Here is a 1,135-nt window from a genome sequence, read left to right on the forward strand (position 1 = left end):
GGGTGCGGCTGCACGCCCTGGCCGTACGGATTCTGGCCCTGGGGCGGAGTAGTCACTTGGGGGTCCCCCTCGAACGGAAGCGCTATGGCGCGGATACGACGTCCGTAAGTTATAGGGGCGCAGTGACATACCTGAAGCCCAGAGTGGCTCTGTGGCATTGATGTGACACTTACTGCGCGTCAAACCTGGCCATAGCAGCAGCAATCGCTGCGTAGATAACGGCCACCGTGACCACCAGCGGAACCGATCGCCCGTCAGGCGGCAGCATCAGGGCGGCAACTCCGGCCGCGCCGACGAAGGCGACGTTGAACAAGACGTCGTAGACGGAGAAGATCCGGCCACGGAAGCTGTCGTCAACCGCTGACTGCACCACCGTGTCCGTGGCGATCTTCGCTCCCTGGGTCGTCAGGCCCAGGAGGAACGCGGCGATCAGCAGGGGTACAGGCGTGAAGGGGAGAGCGAGCGCCGGTTCCAGGATCGCTGCTGCTCCCGCGCAGGCGACGATCCAGCCGCTGGCCGTCAGCCGGTTCACCGCCCAGGGCGTCACCACGGCCGCCGCGAAGAAGCCCGCCCCCGAGAACCCCACGGCGAGCCCGAGCAGAGCGAGCCCGTCGGACTCCGAGGACGACCAGGCGTACCGACAGAGCATCAGGACCATGACCGACAGGGCGCCGTAGCAGAACCGCATGAACGTCATCGCGAGGAGCGCGCGGGCAGCCGGGCGCCGCTGCGACAGATGCCGCACCCCGCCCACCAGGTCTCGCGCCGTACCGGCCAGCGCGGCGCCTATCCGTGGCTGCACCAGCTCCGGGTCCGGGCCGAGGAGTTCACGGGCCATCCGGAGCGAGGCGAGCGCCGCGCAGAGGTACAGGGCCGCCCCGACGAGCACCACCGCGGCGTCCGAGTCGGAGCCCACCAGGCGCACGACGAACGCGAGGCCGCCGCCCACGGTGGCGGCCAGCGTCCCCGCGGTCGGTGAGAGGGAGTTGGCCACCACCAGGCGCTCGTCGTCCACCACGCGCGGCAGCGCCGCCGAGAGTCCGGCGAGGACGAAACGGTTGACGGCCGTGACGCAGAGCGCGGAGGCGTAGAAGAGCCAGTCGGGCACGCCGCTCAGGATCAGCACCGCGGTCAC

Annotated in this window: 1 protein-coding gene; it reads right to left on the reverse strand. The window is 69.8% G+C overall.

Annotated elements, in window-relative coordinates:
- Nucleotides 1–169 precede the first annotated feature (169 nt).
- A partial coding sequence (locus ACZ5CR_RS46620) for an MFS transporter (RefSeq protein ID WP_468870124.1) occupies nt 170–1,135 on the reverse strand: 966 nt, incomplete at its 5' end.

The sequence above is a fragment of the Streptomyces sp. NPDC031274 genome (genome assembly GCF_055570235.1).